The following is an 18,827-nucleotide window of genomic DNA, read 5'->3' on the forward strand; positions in this document are numbered from 1 at the left end:
GAATTGTTTGATAATTCATACTAATGTATAACTATTAATTAATTTGGGGGTACACAAATGACAACAGCACTAATTAATAATGCACAACAATACGTAGATGGTGTTTTTGCAAAGCTAAAATCAAAGAACGCACACCAACCAGAATTCTTACAAGCGGCGGAAGAAATCTTCCTTTCATTAGTTCCTGTATTTGAACAAAATCCAGAATATATAAAGCACAATATTTTAGAACGTATCGTTGAACCAGATCGAATTGTTTCATTCCGAGTAGCTTGGCAAGATGATAACAACCAAGTGCAAGTAAACCGTGGTTATCGTGTCCAGTACAACAATGTCATCGGACCATATAAAGGAGGCTTACGCTTCCACCCATCTGTAAATGAATCTATCATGAAATTTTTAGCGTTTGAGCAAATTTTTAAAAACGCCTTAACAGGTCAACCAATCGGTGGTGGTAAAGGTGGGTCTGACTTCAATCCAAAAGGGAAATCAGATGCTGAAATTATGCGCTTCTGTCAAGCATTTATGACTGAATTATACCGTTATGTTGGTCCAGATGTCGACGTACCAGCAGGTGATATTGGTGTAGGTGCACGCGAAGTAGGCTATTTATGGGGACAATACAAACGCATTCGTGGTGCTTATGAAGCTGGTGTTTTAACAGGGAAAAAACCAGGCTATGGCGGTTCATTAGCTCGTACTGAAGCAACAGGTTATGGTCTAGTATACTTTGTTGGAGAAATGCTACGCGAGGCAAATGATTCACTTTTAAATAAAACAGTTGTCGTTTCAGGTTCAGGTAACGTGGCAATTTATGCAATCGAAAAAGCACAACATTTCGGAGCAAAAGTAGTAGCCTGCTCTGACTCTTCAGGCTATATTTATGATCCAGAAGGCATTGATTTAAACTTAGTGAAAGAATTGAAGGAAATTCAAGGCAAACGTATTAAAGAGTACGTATCTTACCGTAAAAATGCCACTTATACGGAAGGGTGTAACGGTATTTGGACAATTCCATGTGACATTGCTCTACCATGTGCGACGCAAAACGAAATAAACGGCGAACAGGCACGTACTTTAATTGCTAACGGCGTAAAATTAGTCGCAGAAGGCGCAAACATGCCTTCAGATTTAGAAGCAATTAATGAATTTTTAAACAATGGTGTATTATTTGGTCCTGCTAAAGCTGCAAATGCTGGTGGTGTAGCTGTATCAGCACTAGAAATGGCTCAAAACTCTGGACGCAGCTATTGGTCATTTGAAGAAGTTGACGCTAAATTACATGACATTATGAAGTCAATTTTTGCGGAAAGCTCAGAAGCTGCGAAGAAATACGGTTTTGAAGGTAATTTAGTTGTTGGTTCAAATATTGCCGGTTTCAAAAAAGTTGCGAACGGAATGCTTGTTGAAGGCGTTTATTAAATTTTAATCGTCTAAACGGCCAAAGTTGGCCGAAATGAAATTTAAAGCCATTATTTTTCTCAATGAGAAAAATAATGGCTTTTTGCAATTAATGGAATTGACTTACTATCCAGTCAACATTGCAAATTATGGGGCAGTATTTTTATCTAAGCGAAAAGATGTCAAAGAGGTTATTTCCTCTTCGACATCTTGATTCTAATCTTATTCGACTATATCTTTGAATGGTGCTTCTTCTATTTCTTCTTTTACTTCTTCTTCAGACTGTCCTGCCGGTACAGGAAGATTGATAAATAGTTTACCTGCAGCTTTTTGGCGTGTTTCATTACCAAATTCATCGACCACTTTTACTTCAATCACTGCTCCATTCGCAATAGTATCTGCAGGGACTGTCCAATAACCAACATAATGTCCGTTGCCCTGTTCCATCATAGGCAGCTCTGTTGCATTGTTCACTTGTCCTACATTCGTTAATGGCATATGGATAACAAATGAAGGTTTTAACCCTGTGCTACTATCAAATTCAATTTTAACGCTTCTACCTGTTGCCAAATAAAGATCATTTTCTGGTTTCAGATTCGTAATTTCTGGAGCAGTGTAATCTGCTGTAACAGTGACTGTTTTTGATTCACTATTACCTGCTTTATCACTAGCCTCTACTACGATTTGGTTTATCCCTTCATCTAGAAGTACCCGTTTAGAGTATTTACCATTCGAAACTGTTGCATCTTGCCCATTAACACGAACGAACTCTAGATTTTCGTCTGTAATTGTTCCTTGAACCGTTACAGTTTCACGATTTGTTTTTTCTCCGTCAACTGGCGTATCAATTGTTAGTTCTGGTTTAACCGTGTCTAGTATAACTGTGACAGGCTCAGATTGCCCTGTTACTCGGCCATCCAGTACAGAAACTGCTACTAATTCATTTGCCCCTTCTGTTAATTCAGTTTGTATAGAAAATTTGCCATCCTCGCCAACCACGCCTGAGCCAGCATCTTTTCCATTTTGTTTTAACTCAATTGTAGTTGTAGGTGAAGCAGTTCCTTCAACAGTAAACTGTGGAGCATTTGTTACTAGCCCAACCTCTGGCGAAGTAATAACTGGGCCAACTACTTCATAACTAACACGAGCACGAATCATATAATTTCCTTCTGCGGCTGGAGAAGGTGACCATGCTCCCGACACTCCTTGATAACTTCTTCCTGCGTTTACTCCGTTTTCGTCTGTTGCAAGTCCAGGTGAATTAGGATTTGCTACAGTTTGGCGATAAACCATGTAGAAGTCGCCATTTACTGTAATATTGTGTTCTGTAAGATCCACTACAGTCCAGTCACCGTTACGAAGGGCTGTTGCATCAATAGGACCAGCTAGTTTATTCCCAGGTGCACCATCTGCTCCTTTAGCATCCCATACCTCTACAGCAAACGCCGTACCACCTGGCACTGGCCATTCTGTATCCCAGAAACGGAAAACTCCATCTGTAACAATTCCATTCTCTTTGCCTTCTGGAAGTGACATTTTTACAGCCCAAGCATTCCCTGCTGCATTAAACGCGCGTGCGTTTTCTGCTGTTCCATCATCATATCCGATTTCTCCACCTGGATATGTGTAGAAAGGTTCTAAGGCAATATTTTGTGTTGTTGCATCCGAACCGATTGTGATTGAAATTTCTTGGCTATGGTAGCCACGAGCAATTATTTTTAATGTGTAGTCTCCCTCGTAAGCAGTTAGAGAGTAATTACCAGTAGCATCTGTTACAACTGGTGCCACATTTGCATCTTCTACAAGGATAATTGTTGCTCCTTCAATTCCCTCTCCCGTCGATTGATCAGTAATTACACCACTTACCATATTTTCTGCCAATTCCATTAATGTAAAGTTAGCAGTTGAAGTACCGTCTGCTTCAATAGTTACAGATCTTACTTCTGACTCAAATCCATAAGATTCTGCTTTCGCTGTAAATGTACCTGCGCTATGCATAAGTGAATACGTCCCATCTGCCGGGTTCGAATAAACCGAACGCCCAGATTCTAAGACACTTACTTGAGCACCTAATGGTAGGAGTGTTGGATTAACTATTGTATCAACTACCGGAGGTGCTTCTTTAGCATTCATGACAGGTCTAATCGTTTTAGGGTCAATTGCTTCTTTGAAAGACTTTTTGTCTGTTTCTTTATTATTACCATTGTTTCCTTTGTTTCCACTATTACCTGCTTTATTTCCATTATTTCCTTTTGATACTTTTCCTGTTTGAGAAGTGTCCGCTAAAACAACATCATCTAAATACCAACCATTTTTCACAACACTACTATCTGAAAAAGCATTAAAGCCAATGTATACACGTTGCCCTGCATATGCTGACAAGTCAACCTCTGCGTCTATCCAACCGCCAGATGTGCCTTGGATCATTAAAAGTTGCGTCCACTCAACTTGATCTGTCGAAATAAATACATGACCATAATCCCAGGCTCTTCCAGATGAAGATTGTTCGAACTCATGCCATTGTTTAAATTGCAAGAAAGAGTTTCCTTCTGGTAAATCTACTGGAGGCATAACGAGTGTAGCATTCATAGAATTCTCATATGTTCCATCTAAATTAGTAGCGTATACCTTTTCTCCAGAAGCTGCGCCTTCAGGACCAACTGTTGGAATACCCCATTCCCAGCTATTTTTCTCTCCAAAAGAAGTCCAACCAATAGGTGTAGCTTCAAAATCTTCTGAATAACCGATTGTTATCCCTGGATTTACTTGAATCATATATTCTCCACTAACTACTTCATTGTTACCAAAGTCATTTATTGTCCATTTATACGTAAATGTTTCCCCTGAAATAAATTCTCCAGGTACTACTACAGTATATTCTCCATCAGTATAGTCTCCAGATGTACGCCCAGCTTCAATTGATTGCCATACACCATCTGCATCTTTATAGTTTAAGTTAACAGATGAAACACTGATATTATCTGTAACTGAGATTGTTAGAGGTAAAGCCATTCCTTCATACGTCTCACGTGGAGCAGTATGTTCAAATACCGGAGCCTCTGTATCGTCACCTTGTTGTGAAATCTGTCCTTTCAATGTTCCAAGTCCTGTAATAATGGAACCTACTGCCTCATATGCATCAACTAATCCATAACCATATCCATGATTCGGAACCGTTGTATACACCGAATCTGTTAAAGGGTTCGCTGTATTAAGCAAAATCTCTTCCATCTCATTCACAGTTAAGTTAGCGTTCACTTGTCTAAGCAACGCTGCTACACCTGATACTGCTGGACCTGCCATCGATGTACCATTCCATCCACCTTCATAAGTTCCACCAGGTACAGATGAACGAATATTCACACCTGGAGCGGAGATATCCGGCTTAATTTCCGAATAAGGAGAAGGTCCGCGTAACGAGAAATTCGCTACGACATTATTAATATCCGTCGCGCCTGTTGCAAAAGATTCTGGATAGTTAGCAGGTGATGCTACAGACCCCGGACCACCAGGATTTGTAAAAGTTGTATTCCCCGCAGAAAATTCAGGGAAAATTTCTGCTGCACGCCAATTAATGACAACATCACGATACCATTCATCAAGTCCTGGTCCACCACCCCATGAGTTATTCACTACATCTGGTGCCATATCCACTCGCGTATTACCTGCTGCATCTGTTGGAGCTAAAATCCATTGTGCTGCTTCGAGTAAGTCCGCGTCTGTTCCCCCATTTGCTGTAAATGCCTTAACAGCAATATATTTTGCTCCAGGAGCTACACCTACTTGGTTCGCGCCATTAGGTTCACTACCAACCATTGTTCCCGTAACATGTGTTCCATGCCCTTGGTCATCATATGGTGTAGCCCGTCCCGCTGTTGCATCAAACCAGTTATAGTCATGAGAAACTGCTCCACTGGCCTTATTGTAACCACGGTATTTCTCCTTTAAAGCTGGATGATCCCATTGCACACCTGTATCAATACTTGCTACAACTGTTCCAGCTCCATCAATGCCCATCTCCCATACTTCTGGAGCTTTTACACGCTCCACATTCCATTCAACATTTGAAGTTTCTGCCTTTGGAGTGACTGCATTCTTTGTTTTTGTAGTAAATAATTGGCGGGTTTCATTTGGTAATATTTTCTCTACCTCTGGGAATGTGGCCAATTTTTCAGCAACTTCCTGAGTTGCAGTAACGGACATTCCGTTTACAATATAATACGATTCAATATCCTTCGCATTACCCTTTGCAACTTCTTGCTCGAGAAATTCTGTGACGTTTTGCTGAGACTCTAAAGAAGTGGACTTCAGTTCTGATACAACTGCAGAACGCTGGATAAGCTTAGTATTATGAGAAGACAAATTAGCCTTTTCAGCACTCTTCCTTGCTTCTTGAGCTACTGCTAAGGAGTCCGATTTCTCCTTAAATTTTATTAGAAATGTAGTTTTATCATCGTCCTTAAAACTTTGCAGTAAACGACTGCTCAGCTTGTCCTTAGCAGAAATTGAAATAGAATTAGAACTTGAATCCCTTAACGATTGGTGAATTTTGTTTGTTGTTTCTGCACTAACAACGTTTGGTGCAACGAGCGAAAACGTCATAAATAGACTAGCAACAACACTAAAAACTTTAGTTTGATTTTTTGTCTTCCTCAACTTCATTCCTCCTTATATTTCCTTAAATTTCCACTTAAAAAAGTCCTCAAAAAAACACCCTTTCCTCCTTCCAAATAAAATTTGGTAAATAGAATCAAAGGTGACAATCTAAATGTCTCTTGGTGTAACTATCACATTAAAGCCATTAATATTTAAATACTGTCGAACTCCGTCGACAATTATTTGAATTTTCAAAAATAATAAAAATAAACTATTTTTCACATAGTTTAATAGTAATATTAATAAATTTATAAAACAAAAAAACAATACGCAAAAGTGTTGGTAATACAGGAAAATTTAGGTATAATCATTTTTTACTAAATTATAATTATTTTTATATTTTTTAAATAAACAAACACTTCTACCTATTTATAAATAAATGTATTAAACAGAAAAGTCCCCAACATTCTAAATTAGGCATTATTAATTACTTGATAATCATTAGACATTCTTTAGGTCAGTAATTTTAGCGACCTTTTTATAGGTATTTATTACTTGATCAAATTTTTCAATTGATAATACTTTATTACTGTTAATACTCACTTCAATTTTATAGTTAGAACTATAAGACTCCAGCCGGAACAGCACGATGCCTGAGACTACAGGCTCAAGCCGTGCCCGCGGAAAGCTTACCCTGAATGGAAACCAATTTCACGCGCATTAAAAAATACAATTTTTCTTCGGAGAGAAAAGTTATATTTTTGTTATGTCCTAACCTCATTCATATTGACGAAATCGGAACCTTATTTATTAAAGATGCAGAAATGTTGATAAAACAACATCTCTGCATTTCCATTCATTATTTTGGGTACACTTTTTTAAATCGCTCACATACTGCCTTCATATGTGGTGTAAATGTTAAATCGTACTGTTTAAACAGCTCCGTAAAGAAATTCACATGGGCATCCCACCATTCCTTATAGTTCCCTTCTCCTTCTGCTATTGCAAAGTTTTCAGGTACTTCATTTAATGGGTAAATTTCAACGGATTCCACTTGAATGATCGCTACTGGCAAATTATCACTATCTAGTATAATTGAATATTCTCCGGCATTTGGTAGCGGTTCGTTTTCAACTTTATATAGTTCAAAACTTGAACAAGTTGCCGTCTTTTTTCCCTCTACTACTAATTGGGCTAACCAATCTATTTTTTCACCAAATTGAAAAGCCTCCTTATACTGAGTATTTTCTAAGTTTGTTTCACTACAAAATTTTTTCCAATAAAGCTCTATGTTGTTCATGTTTAATACTCCTTTTGTTTTTCATATGCCCAGTTATATGGACCGTTATGGACAGTAATACACTGATTTTCAATCCAAGCCACTTTGGAGAAAATCTTTTGTAAAAAGTATCGATCGTGACTAATTGCTACAATTGTGCCATTAAAGTCTTTTAATGTATCTTCCAATACTTCCCTTGACTCAATATCTAAATGATTGGTCGGCTCATCTAATACAAGTACATTACATTGTTCATGCATGAGCTGCGCTAATCGTAAACGCATTTTTTCCCCACCACTTAAATCGTTTATACGTTTATATACATCATGACCATAAAATAAAAATTGAGCGAGTACATGACGTGCTTCTGCTTCAACAATGGATATGTGTTCACGAAAAGCATCTATTACACGCATCTCTTTATTAAATGTATCAAATTGCTGTGATAAATAGCCAACCTTCACATTACTTCCAATACGCACTTTTCCAGATGTAGGTTTAAGCTGGTGCAACATAAGTTTTAGTAAGGTTGACTTTCCTGTTCCGTTATTCCCTACTATCGCTAGACGATCTTTCCAATGAACAGTTAAGTTCACATCCATGAACAAAATATCGTTACCAAAGCCATGATACACTTCAGATAATTCAAATACTTCTTTCCCACTTCGCTCATTAGCTTGAAGCTTTAAATTCATCGCTTTCTCACTTTTTGGACGTTTTATAAGCTCCATGCGCTCTAACATCTTTTCCATCACTTTTGCTTTACGATACAAATCTGGATTCGGTGGAGAAGCTTCATTTGCCCATTGACGAAGTCTTTTAATAGACTCTTTAATTTTTTGGATTTTCTTTTGTTGCTCTTTATAAGCCGCAAATTGTTGTTCAATTTTTAATTGTTTATTGTGGATATACGTATCGTAATTTCCGATACTTTCCCAAATGGCTTCATTCTCAATTTCGTATACTTTCAAAGCGATATGATTTAAAAATTGGCGATCATGGGAAATGACAACAACCGTGCCTGAATAATAGCTAATATAATTTTCTAACCATTCAATTGCAGCTAAATCTAGATGATTCGTTGGCTCATCTAATAATAAAATCGTTGGTTGCTTCAAAATGATTTGTGCTAGCATGACTTTCGTTTTTTCACCACCACTTAGTTGATGGAAGGTTTTTTCTAAAAGCGGATGAATACCTAAGCCCATTGCAACACTAGCAATTTTCTGATCAATTTCATAGCCACCTTGTTCCATAAATTGTTCCTGAAGTTCCCCGTATTGCTGTAAAAGCTTGTCAGATACACTTACCGTCATTTTCTCTTCAAACTCTTTTAACCGATTATGCATTAAATGTAAGCTTCCAAAAGCTTCATTAAGGACCTCATAAACAGTTTGAACTGGATAATGAGGTATTTGATGTAAATAGCCAATCTTTACCCCTTTTGCTTTCACAACTTTCCCTGTATCAGGCAGTTCAACTCCTGTAAGCAACTTAAATAAAGTTGTTTTTCCACTTCCATTTCGTCCAACAATGGCAATTCGATCATTTGCTTTAATTTCTAAATTGATATTGGTGAATATTTCGTTCCCACCGATTGATTTTGATATATTTTCTAATTTTAATTGCATATTCTACGCCTCCAGTGCGTCGCTGAAAATGCATACAAAAAAGACCACCCATTAACTGAGCAGTCTTTCACTATTATGTGAAAAGAATGAAGTTAATCAGCTACGCATTAATTTTGAAATGTCTAAAAAAGGGCATACCTATCCCGTTAGACGCAAAATCAAAAGTAATGACACGTGCAATATACGTAGCTGTATCGATATTTACACTTGTCTCCATAGCTAATTTATTCATTCTTCTCACCTCCGTCCATTGAAATTATTTCAATAGTATCATAATTTGATAAAAAAGAAAATACTCCCAATAGGAACTTATTGTTTTAATTATCGTACAACTAATACATCACATTTTGCGTTACGTACGACATTTTCAGAAACAGAACCTAATAAGAAACGTTCCGCACGGTTTAAGCCCGTTGCCCCAACGATCACAAGATCCGATTCAGATAAACTTGTTAAAATCACTTTTGGCGAACCTTCCTCCACTAGTACTTTAATATTAGTTACACCAGCTTGTTCAGCTTCCTGCTTATATTGATCTAAATGTGCGATAGCTTTTTCCTTTAATTGTTTCGCATATTTCAAATCATATGCCTCTACTGAGCCAAATGAATGTGTATCAATTACGCTTACTAAATGCAATGTAGCCCCTGTAAGTTTGGCAATTCGTACACCACGTTCAAAGGCAATTTTTGCCTTTTCAGAAAAATCAATTGCAACCACAATATTTTTGTAAGTTTCAACCATAACAACCACTCCTTCTCATTAGTATTAGTATAACAAAAATAGATAATATTTTGAAAACTATTTCTCCCACATAGATGGAAGTTAGACGTCCTTCTTTAAAACACGAACTATTTTTTATACTCAGCACGAAAATATTCGTGATATAATATTATCTGAATTTGAATTGGAGGGTTTTTCTGTGGAATTAATTTATACTGGTAAAACGAAAAATGTTTTTAAATTAGAAAATGAGCTGTTTTTATTAAAATTTAAAGATGATGTAACAGGTGAAAACGGGGTATTTGACCCTGGTGCTAACACAGTTGGTTTAACAATTGACGGCGCTGGGTTAGCTGGTCTTAAATTAACAGCCTACTTTTATTCAAAACTAAATGAACGTGGCATTCCTACACACTATGTAGATGCAAACTTTGAGGATGCAACAATGACTGTAAAACCTGCTACTGTTTTTGGTAAAGGTTTAGAAGTAATTTGCCGCTTTAAAGCTGTTGGTTCATTTTTACGTAGATATGGAGCTTATGCTACAGAAGGACAAGATTTAAATGCCTTCGTAGAAGTGACAATTAAGGATGACGAACGCCAAGATCCCCCAATTTCAGAGGATGCATTAGCTATGTTAAACATTTTAACGCATGAAGAATATGCAATTTTAAAAGAGCGTACAATCGAAATTTCAAAATTCGTAGGTGAAGAGTTAGCAAAGAAGGGCTTAACTTTATACGATATTAAATTAGAATTCGGTCGCGACGCAAAAACAGGCGAAATTTTATTAATCGATGAGATTTCTGGTGGCAATATGCGTGCTTATAAAGGCAATACATACATCGAACCTTTAGAATTAGAAAAAATTATGTTAGCTGAATAAAGCAGTAAATTATATTTAACTTAAAGCATGGGACTCTATTTCCATGCTTTTTTTATACCACCTCTTTCCTTTTGATACTTAACGTGCTATACTTACTTTCGTACTTCGACGCGTTGAAGCGCGAAATTGATTAAAGGAGTTTTGATTTGTGATTATCAAACAGCAGCTAAAACCACATCTTTTAGAAGCATTATTCATCATGCTTTTGATTATTTCTATTATTTCTTATTCAATCATTCAGTTAGAAAGTGTGCCCCATATTCCTATTTTAATCTCGATTTGTTTACTCATTTTATATGGCGTAATAAAAAAAGTACCATACCAATCGTTGGAAAAAAGTATGGTAAGCTCAGTCTCAACAAGTATTAGTGCCATTTATATCTTTTTATTAATCGGCATTTTAATTAGTAGCTGGCTCATCAGTGGAACGATTCCTACTTTACTGTACATTGGATTTTCTATCGTTTCCGCAAGCTTTTTTTATGCCATTGTCTTTATTATTACAAGTATTATCGGAACTGCAATTGGAAGCTCCTTGACAACAGTAGCTACGGTTGGAGTAGCAATGATTGGGGTGGCAACTTCTATTGAGGCATCCATTTTCATTACTGCAGGGGCGATTGTTTCCGGGGCATTTTTTGGCGATAAGATGTCACCACTTTCCGATACTACGAATTTAGCCTCATCAATTGTTGGGATTGATTTATTTACCCACATTAGAAATATGATGTTTACAACTGTGCCAGTGTTTATTTTATCATTGATTGGCTATGCAATTCTTTCTCCAAGTAGTGAAACGATCGACGGACAATTAATTACACAGTACAAAGAAACACTAATAGCTACTAATCTCGTGCAATGGTATGCAATCATCCCACTCTTCCTATTAATCCTTTGTACTGTATTGAAAGTCCCGAGTATGGCAACATTAGCAATAAGTGCAATGAGCGGAATTATCCTTTCATATTTCCATAGTTCAATATCTTTACAGCAATTATTTATGATTTTATATGAGGGCTTTACATTAAATACTGGGGTCGAAGCAATCGATTCATTATTGTCCCGCGGCGGTATGAATAGTATGCTGTTTACAATCATTTTAATTGTGCTGTCATTATCTATGGGTGGCTTATTGTTTGCTTTGGGGATTATACAAACATTACTGCAATCCATACAAACGTTGCTTACATCAATTGGTAAAGTTATTACTGGCTCAGCTTTAACTGCCATTTTTATTAATATTGTTATCGGTGAACAGTATTTATCTCTTTTATTAACAGGAGAGGCTTATAAAGAAAAATTCAAAAGTATGAAGCTTCATCCTAAAAATTTGGCACGGGTAATTGAAGATGCAGGTACTGTTATTAATCCACTTGTTCCTTGGAGTGTTTGTGGGTTATTTATTGCTTCTACACTTGAAGTTAGTGTCATAGATTATTTACCCTTTGCCTTTTTCTGTTTACTAAGCCCAATTATGACGATTCTATTTGGATGGTTAAATATTACTATAACAAAAGAAACGCACTAGCTTGTATTGCTAGTGCGTTTTATTCAGTCATCCTTATTACCATTTAAACTTCTAAAAACGATTTTAGCTCAGACATTTTGCGCTGTGCTTGTTCATAGCCCATTTCGTAATTCGCTCGCATTTGGTCTGTTTTACTTTCGAAACTTTTTAGAGCATGGTCAGGCTTTAAAATAAATGCCTTTTCCTGCTGTTCAAGCTCCCCTATTTGATGAAGCGTTTTGTTGTACATCTCTGCGCGATTGTTCATTGCTGCAGCAAGTCTTGGATAGCGTTTTTTAAATAGCTTTGTCATCCATGTACTTGATTTAGATGTTTGCTTTAAGTAGCCTGGCTCTCTTGTCAACACGAGAATATGCTTATCGAACCCCTTTTCAAGAGCACGATTAATCGGAATAGAATCAGATAACCCACCATCATAGTACGGGGCATTCCCAATCTTTATTTCAGGAAACAAAATAGGTATAGCACATGTCGCTTGTAAAATATCACACGTTTTTGTCATGTTATGTGCACTTTTATATTCGACTTTTCCTGTATAAGCATTTGTTAATCCAAATTCCACTTCACCTGGATATTTATAAAAATGTTCCCAATCAAACAGATCTAATTCATTTGGTACAATATTGTACGCAAAATCTAATCCGAATAAACTTTTTTCTCTTAAAAAATTTCGCGCTCCCATATAGCGAGGGTCATTGCGATATGTTGTTAATACACGAATCGTACGCTCAGGCTGATTTGACATATAGGAAACGGCATTAATTGCACCAGCAGAAATAGCCGCTATGTATGGCATGACAATTTGTTCTTCCATGAAAGCATCTAAAACACCAGCAGTAAATACTGTTCGGAATGTACCTCCTTCAAGTATTAAACTACAATCCTTCACTTCCTTCATGCTTATCACACTCTTTCGTTTTAAAATATATAAATTATATTATAACTCTTTCAATTTCATTACGTAATATTCATAAATTATTTTTATATTTTCTGTTCAACAGAATTACTTCCTAAATATTCTGAAATATGTTATCATTTACTTCGAATATCGGAATATTAGGAGGTTATGCCATGTCATCTGTAAAACGTAGTGAAGTACCTGTACAAGAAACTTGGAATTTAGAGGATCTATTTCTAACAGAAGAAGCCTATTTAGCTGCTATAGGAAATTTAAAGCATGCTGTTGAGGATGCTGTTTCAGCTTTAACTGGGAATATTACAAATGCCCAACAAGTAGTAGAAGCCATTGCTACAACTGAAAAAATTCAAGAGCAATTAGTTCCTATCGGCACTTATGCTAGCCTTTCACACAGTGTCGAACAAACAAATACAGATAATCAAATGCGTTCTGCGCAGTTTGGTTCCGTTGCCGCAATGATTGCAACAAAATTATCCTTTGTAAAAAGTGACTTACTTGCATTAGACGAGGCCATTTTAGAAGAAGCAAAGCGATTAAATCCTGACTACGCAAATTACATTGATAAATTACTTATTCAAAAACCATATCAGCTACATCCAGAAGCTGAAAAAGCTTTAGCGTCATTCGGTGCAACATTCAACGCTCCTTATGAGTTATATAATACGACTAAGCTTGTGGATATGAAATTCCCTGACTTTGAAGTAAATGGCGAAAGTTTCCCGATGAGCTATAACTTATTTGAAGGGGACTGGGAGTTAGAAAGTGATGCTGATAAACGCCGCGCTGCATTTGATGCATTCTCAGCGAAATTAAAGGAATACCAGCATACGACTGCAAAAGCGTATAACACCCATTTAAAAATTGAAAAAACAGATGCGGATTTAAGAGGATATAACTCGATTTATGATGCATTATTACAACCTCAACAAGTTGACCGTTCTCTTTATGATCGTCAGATTGACTTAATTATGTCAGAGCTTGCACCACATATGCGCCGCTATGCGAAGCTTTTACAAAAGACACATGAATTAGATAAAATGACATTTGCAGATTTAAAAATTTCACTCGATCCATCATATGAACCTACAATAACAGTAGAACAATCACGCGCATACATGAAGGATGGCTTAGCAGTAATGGGCGAAGATTACGGTAAAATGTTGGACCGATCTTTTGACGAGCGATGGATTGACTTTGCACAAAATGCCGGAAAATCTACAGGTGCTTTTTGTTCGAGCCCATATGGTGTGCACCCATACGTTTTAATTTCTTGGACTAGCCGTATGAATGAAGTGTTCGTATTAGCCCACGAGCTAGGTCATGCAGGCCACTTCTATTTAGCAAATGAAGCGCAAAACGTTTATAACGCGCGCCCTTCTTTATACTTTATAGAAGCACCATCGACAATGAATGAAATGTTAATGGCAAACCATTTACTAAAAAATTCGACGGATGCCCGCTTTAAACGTTGGGTTATTTCGACAATTATTAGCCGCACATACTACCATAATTTTGTAACGCATTTATTAGAGGCTGCTTATCAGCGCAAAGTATATGACATTATTGATGCAGGTGGTAATGTCAATGCACCAAAGCTTAATGAATTAAAACGTGAGGTACTAGAGCAATTCTGGGGAGATACAGTTGAAATTAATGCCGGTGCGGAATTAACGTGGATGCGCCAACCACACTATTATATGGGCTTATATCCATATACGTACTCAGCTGGTTTAACAATTTCAACGCAAGTTTCCCAGCGCATTCTTAATGGCGACGAAAATGCTGTCGCAGAATGGATTGACGTATTAAAGGCTGGAGGTACTAAAACACCAGTTGAATTAGCAAAAATGGCTGGCGTCGATATTACAACTGAAAAGCCTTTACGCGATACAATTGCCTTTATCGGTGACTTAATCGAGCAATTAGAAAAATTAACAGAAGAAATCGCATACGTATAGTACAATTGAGGCTGGGACAAAATCAAAACATCATTTTTCTCGAGTGAGAAAAATGATGTTTTTTGTAATTGTTGTGGGGACGCTTTCCGTGGGCGTGGCCTGCAGGCGTCACGCCATTCCCCAGGAGTAGCCCCTCCACTACAACCAATTTATTAAGTATCCAATTTTCAATACTGTATTTTATCGTAAATAGAGAAATTTTCACTTCTGTCCCAGTCTCTTCTTTTATCTTACCTTTTTAAATGGCTAACGTTTGTTGCACGACATCTACTTGTTGGAATAATTCTGATACACCTGTTTCAATCGCAGCAGATCCAACAGCTTTTGCTACAACACCTGCTACACGCTCATCCATTGAACTCGGTACAATAAAGTCCTCGTTTAATTCTTCATCAGTAACTAGTGAAGCAATCGCTTCAACCGCCGCCAATTTCATTGCTTCATTAATATCCGTTGCACGCACGTCTAGTGCACCACGGAAAATCCCCGGAAATGCAAGCATATTATTGATTTGGTTTGCATGATCCGAGCGACCAGTCCCAATAATGCGTACACCCCACTTTTTAGCATTTTCTGGAGTAATTTCTGGGTCAGGATTTGCTAACGCGAAAACAATGGAATCTGAAGCCATTGATTCAATATGTGTTTGCGTTAAAATATTGGCTGCTGAAACGCCAATAAACACATCTGCCCCTATTAATGCTTCGTCTAAATTTCCACGTAGCTGATACGGATTTGTTAAATGTGCTACTTGCTCTTTTATTGGGTTCATGCCTTCTTTTCGCCCTGTATAAATAATTCCTTTTGTATCACACATAATAACATTCGTATAACCCATTTGAATTAATATACGTAAGATTGCAATTCCAGCAGCCCCCGCCCCATTAATGACAACTTTCATTTTCCCTACTTCCTTTTTTACTAGTTTATTAGCGTTAATTAAACCTGCTCCTACAACGATTGCCGTACCATGCTGATCATCATGGAAAACAGGAATATTACATTCCGCACGTAATCGATCTTCTATTTCAAAGCATCGAGGCGCTGAAATATCTTCTAAGTTAATACCACCGTATGTAGGTGAAATCGCCTTTACTACTTGTACAATTTCGTCCACATCTTTCGTCGCTAAACAAACCGGAACTGCATCAACATTTGCAAAGCGCTTTAGTAATAATGCTTTCCCTTCCATTACAGGTAGGGCTGCTTCAGGGCCAATATCGCCTAAACCAAGCACAGCTGTTCCATCTGTTACAATTGCAACTAGATTCCCTTTCATTGTATAGTCATATACCGTTGATGGATTTTTTTCAATTTCTAAACAAGGTGCCGCTACCCCTGGAGAATAAGCTAAGCTTAAATCGTACTTATCTTGTACAGGTACTTTAGCACGTATTTCCATTTTCCCACCAAAGTGCTCGTGCATTTCCAATGATTTTTTCATTAAATCCAAAATAACCCACTCCTTAAAATTTTTAGAATTTTCTTTATATTTATGTATGTTATTCATTTCTAATTCGTTTGTCAAGGATAACATTGAAGCAAACGAAAAAACCAATAATAACGATAACAAACCCTTATATACCAACGTTTTATACCAATAAAAACAAAAAATCCAACATGTGAAAACTTACACAATAAATTATTTTAATATATCACTAAAGGAGAGCGATTATTTTATAATGCTAGCTTTATCAGACTAAAGTATGTGATTTTTTACACGAAACATTTTTGTAGTTGTAATATGAAAAATTTCACAAACTTTCATATTAACAATAAAATAAATTTTAAAGTACTTTTTTTACCACAAGTACATCCTATATTTGTTAAACTATTACATACTGGAGGGAGCGATATGACAGAGAAGCAGAATAATGAAGAATTAACCGAAGAAGAATTTCTGCAGTTAGTATTAGATGAGCAAGAAAAAGCATTGGCAAAAGCTCGTGAGGAACGCTTAAATCCAACACGTAATAAGAGAAAAAAGCCAAAGCCTATTATTCGAATTATTGTCTGGTCAATGGCATTCGCATTAATCTTTAATACATTTGCATTAATTATGAATATGTACTCCATTCCTGCCATTGAATTTTTAAAGGTATCTACCCAACTCTCTAAACAAGATAATATCCAGCAATATAAAAAAGCTGTAGTTACAATTGATACACAATCGAGTAAAGGGACTGGCTTTACTGTATCAGAAGATGGCTATATTTTAACGAATGAGCATGTCATTGATGACGCTTTATCTATAACAGTTATCTTCCCCGATGAAAGCTTATATGAAGCTGAACTAATTAAAGCATATGAAGAGTATGATCTTGCTTTACTAAAAATTGCAGGCGACGACTTGCCTTTTTTAAACTTAGCATCTACAAGTAATTACACGGAGCAGGAGCACGTTTACTTTATTGGAAATCCCCTTTATTTTAGCGGGATTGCCAATGAAGGAGAGGTTATTGGACCTACAGAAGGCTCTTCAATTTCAGGTGAGGTTATAATGATGAATGCTCCTGTCTATCGCGGAAATAGTGGAAGTCCTGTTATTAATGATACCGGAGCTGTAATTGGCGTTGTTTTCGCCACTGGGAAACGTGATCCTCACGGCAAAGTTGGACTGTTTATTCCAATCGAACGGGTACATGAAAATTTCAAAGAATTTTTATAAGAAGAGGGAAGGCGAAAATACGCCTTCCCTCTTGACCTTTTACAAATATAAATTATACAGCTTCTCTCTTTCCAAAAATTAGTTTTAATAGCGGTGGTGTAACGATTGTCGTTACGATAATGACAATAATCATTGATGTATAGTAATTAGAAGGGAGTAATCCACTTTCTAATCCCATCGCTGCTAAAATTAGCGCTACTTCTCCTCTTGAAATCATTCCAGCACCAACGCCCATCGAGGATCTTGTATTAAATCCAGCTACCTTTGCCCCTATGCCCGATCCTACGAATTTCGATAAAATCGCAACTACTGAAAACAGCAGAATAAATCCAATTTGATTTCCAATCCCGTCGAATGAAACGGCTAATCCAATACTGACGAAGAAGAATGGAACGAAAATACCATATGCAATTGGCTCCACCTTATGTTCAATTTCTTTTTTATAATCAGTTTGTGCAATCGCAATTCCGGCAAAAAACGCACCGATAATTCCTGCAATTCCTAAAACTTCTGCAAAGTATGATAAACCAAAACATATTATCAAACCTGCACTTAAAATTGATTCAGTAACTTTAAATTTCTTAAATATGCGAATAAAGTGTGGAATAAACCATTTTGCTAATAAAATTAACACAACAAAGAATAAGACTTTTTTACCAATCAACAGCCCAATATTCGTATCAGAACCTGCGAAGAAACTCATGGCAATTGCGATTAAAATAACTACAACAATATCATCAATTACTGCAGCACCTAATAATGTAGAACCCTCTTTACTATTTAACCAACCTAATTCTCGTAAAGCTTGGACCGAAATACTTACAGAAGTAGCTGATAATAAAAGTCCAATAAAGATTGATTCACCTGTGGACATACCATAATATTGCGCACCAGCAAATCCCAATACAATTGGAAGAATGATTCCACCTAATGCAACATAAATTGCTGCCTTTTTATTTTTATTCATTTCTTGTAGATCTGTTTCAAGACCTGCTAAAAACATTAGTAGTAAAACCCCAATTTGACTAAAAACGGCTAATAATTCGGTATCGTGTATCCAACCTAATAATGCTGGACCTAAAATAATACCAACAATAATTTTACCTAAAACAGAAGGTTGCCCCAATCTTGCAGAAATATGTCCCGCTAATTTAGTAGCAAATAAAACTAGAACTATTTGTAAAATAAACATAAATTTCCCCTTTCAACATAAAAAAGACCAGGAGGTGCCGTAGTTG

The 18,827-nt window shown here is 36.7% G+C and carries 13 protein-coding genes; 5 read left to right on the top strand and 8 right to left on the bottom strand.

From position 1 onward, the window contains the following. The first annotated feature begins 57 nt into the window (after window positions 1-57). Window positions 58-1,422: an NADP-specific glutamate dehydrogenase gene (gdhA, locus tag MKZ17_RS13395; protein WP_340724231.1), complete on the top strand. Its 1,365-nt coding sequence runs from the start codon at window positions 58-60 to the stop codon at window positions 1,420-1,422. 201 nt (window positions 1,423-1,623) lie between these two features. Here the strand turns inward: gdhA and MKZ17_RS13400 are convergent, their stop codons facing one another. The 5 genes from MKZ17_RS13400 to MKZ17_RS13420 form a co-directional block, all read right to left on the bottom strand. Continuing rightward, on the bottom strand, window positions 1,624-6,063 hold the full coding sequence (locus MKZ17_RS13400; RefSeq protein ID WP_340724232.1) for a S8 family serine peptidase: 4,440 nt from the start codon (window positions 6,061-6,063) through the stop codon (window positions 1,624-1,626). A gap of 793 nt (window positions 6,064-6,856) precedes the next feature. Further along, window positions 6,857-7,297, bottom strand: a complete 441-nt coding sequence (locus MKZ17_RS13405) for an ASCH domain-containing protein (protein ID WP_340724233.1) — start codon at window positions 7,295-7,297, stop codon at window positions 6,857-6,859. Between the two features lie 2 nt (window positions 7,298-7,299). Further along, window positions 7,300-8,907: a ribosomal protection-like ABC-F family protein gene (gene abc-f, locus MKZ17_RS13410; protein WP_340724234.1), complete on the bottom strand. Its 1,608-nt coding sequence runs from the start codon at window positions 8,905-8,907 to the stop codon at window positions 7,300-7,302. A 100-nt stretch (window positions 8,908-9,007) separates the two neighbouring features. Further along, a complete protein-coding gene (locus MKZ17_RS13415; protein ID WP_340724235.1) occupies window positions 9,008-9,139 on the bottom strand; it encodes an RAxF-45 family protein in 132 nt (43 codons plus the stop codon). An 89-nt stretch (window positions 9,140-9,228) separates the two neighbouring features. Beyond that, complete coding sequence (locus MKZ17_RS13420; RefSeq protein ID WP_340724236.1) at window positions 9,229-9,651, bottom strand: universal stress protein; 423 nt, start codon at window positions 9,649-9,651, stop codon at window positions 9,229-9,231. A 178-nt stretch (window positions 9,652-9,829) separates the two neighbouring features. Here MKZ17_RS13420 and MKZ17_RS13425 point away from each other — a divergent pair, with 178 nt between their 5' ends. Beyond that, entirely contained in the window at window positions 9,830-10,516 is a 687-nt protein-coding gene (locus MKZ17_RS13425) for a phosphoribosylaminoimidazolesuccinocarboxamide synthase (protein ID WP_340724237.1), read from the top strand. Window positions 10,517-10,664: 148 nt separating this feature from the next. Beyond that, window positions 10,665-12,044 carry a Na+/H+ antiporter NhaC gene (nhaC, locus tag MKZ17_RS13430; protein ID WP_340724238.1) on the top strand — a complete coding sequence of 460 codons (1,380 nt, stop codon included), beginning with the start codon at window positions 10,665-10,667 and terminating at the stop codon, window positions 12,042-12,044. 43 nt (window positions 12,045-12,087) lie between these two features. Here nhaC and MKZ17_RS13435 read toward each other — a convergent pair whose 3' ends face one another. Next, entirely contained in the window at window positions 12,088-12,942 is an 855-nt protein-coding gene (locus MKZ17_RS13435) for a patatin-like phospholipase family protein (RefSeq protein ID WP_340724239.1), read from the bottom strand. Window positions 12,943-13,115: 173 nt separating this feature from the next. Here MKZ17_RS13435 and pepF point away from each other — a divergent pair, with 173 nt between their 5' ends. Then, on the top strand, window positions 13,116-14,921 hold the full coding sequence (gene pepF, locus MKZ17_RS13440; RefSeq protein WP_340724240.1) for an oligoendopeptidase F: 1,806 nt from the start codon (window positions 13,116-13,118) through the stop codon (window positions 14,919-14,921). Window positions 14,922-15,159: 238 nt separating this feature from the next. Here pepF and MKZ17_RS13445 read toward each other — a convergent pair whose 3' ends face one another. After that, window positions 15,160-16,374: an NAD(P)-dependent malic enzyme gene (locus MKZ17_RS13445; protein WP_340724241.1), complete on the bottom strand. Its 1,215-nt coding sequence runs from the start codon at window positions 16,372-16,374 to the stop codon at window positions 15,160-15,162. A gap of 402 nt (window positions 16,375-16,776) precedes the next feature. Between MKZ17_RS13445 and MKZ17_RS13450 the strand changes: the two genes are divergently transcribed. Then, the gene (locus tag MKZ17_RS13450) at window positions 16,777-17,589 is read left to right on the top strand and encodes a S1C family serine protease (RefSeq protein WP_340724242.1); all 813 of its coding nucleotides are present in this window, start codon (window positions 16,777-16,779) and stop codon (window positions 17,587-17,589) included. 52 nt (window positions 17,590-17,641) lie between these two features. On the opposite strand, the gene MKZ17_RS13455 is transcribed toward MKZ17_RS13450, so the two are convergent. After that, window positions 17,642-18,781 carry a cation:proton antiporter gene (locus MKZ17_RS13455; RefSeq protein WP_340724243.1) on the bottom strand — a complete coding sequence of 380 codons (1,140 nt, stop codon included), beginning with the start codon at window positions 18,779-18,781 and terminating at the stop codon, window positions 17,642-17,644. Window positions 18,782-18,827: the final 46 nt, after the last annotated feature.

It is taken from the genome of Solibacillus sp. FSL R7-0682 (assembly GCF_038005985.1).
Classification (GTDB): domain Bacteria; phylum Bacillota; class Bacilli; order Bacillales_A; family Planococcaceae; genus Solibacillus.

Bases quoted from the DNA above. Each gene is read 5' to 3' on its own strand.
- gdhA (WP_340724231.1), top strand. From the start codon at position 58: ATGACAACAGCACTAATTAATAATGCACAACAATACGTAGATGGTGTT.
- MKZ17_RS13400 (WP_340724232.1), bottom strand. From the start codon at position 6,063: ATGAAGTTGAGGAAGACAAAAAATCAAACTAAAGTTTTTAGTGTTGTT.
- MKZ17_RS13405 (WP_340724233.1), bottom strand. From the start codon at position 7,297: ATGAACAACATAGAGCTTTATTGGAAAAAATTTTGTAGTGAAACAAAC.
- abc-f (WP_340724234.1), bottom strand. From the start codon at position 8,907: ATGCAATTAAAATTAGAAAATATATCAAAATCAATCGGTGGGAACGAA.
- MKZ17_RS13415 (WP_340724235.1), bottom strand. From the start codon at position 9,139: ATGAATAAATTAGCTATGGAGACAAGTGTAAATATCGATACAGCTACG.
- MKZ17_RS13420 (WP_340724236.1), bottom strand. From the start codon at position 9,651: ATGGTTGAAACTTACAAAAATATTGTGGTTGCAATTGATTTTTCTGAA.
- MKZ17_RS13435 (WP_340724239.1), bottom strand. From the start codon at position 12,942: ATGAAGGAAGTGAAGGATTGTAGTTTAATACTTGAAGGAGGTACATTC.
- pepF (WP_340724240.1), top strand. From the start codon at position 13,116: ATGTCATCTGTAAAACGTAGTGAAGTACCTGTACAAGAAACTTGGAAT.
- MKZ17_RS13450 (WP_340724242.1), top strand. From the start codon at position 16,777: ATGACAGAGAAGCAGAATAATGAAGAATTAACCGAAGAAGAATTTCTG.
- MKZ17_RS13455 (WP_340724243.1), bottom strand. From the start codon at position 18,781: ATGTTTATTTTACAAATAGTTCTAGTTTTATTTGCTACTAAATTAGCG.